This window comes from Burkholderia sp. GbtcB21, assembly GCF_019091065.1.
GTDB classification, from domain to species: domain Bacteria; phylum Pseudomonadota; class Gammaproteobacteria; order Burkholderiales; family Burkholderiaceae; genus Burkholderia; species Burkholderia pyrrocinia_C.
Window position 1 is genome coordinate 1 of the sequence record NZ_JAGXKA010000192.1, and the last position, 290, is coordinate 290.

Genomic DNA, 290 nt, shown 5'->3' on the forward strand with positions numbered 1-290 from the left:
ACTACGTCACCGAACGTGTACGCGAGTTTCCCGACCTGAGCGTCGAACGTCTGCTGCGCGAGATCCGGGCCATGGGGTATACCGGCGGCCGCACGGCGCTGGGCGACCTGGTTCGGGAAGTCCGGCCGCCGCGCCAACGCGGCTTCGAGGTGCGCTTTGAGACGCCCGCCGGTCATCAGGCTCAAGTGGATTTCGCGCACTTCAATGTCGAGCTCGATGACGCGCCCGGCCAGCGGCGTTCGATCTGGCTGTTCTCGATCGTGCTTGGGCACAGCCGCTATCTCTGGGGA

1 pseudogene is annotated in these 290 nt (G+C 65.9%); it reads left to right on the forward strand.

The features are described 5' to 3' along the window. Positions 1-290, forward strand: a pseudogene (locus KVT39_RS38805) (IS21 family transposase); the annotation flags it as partial.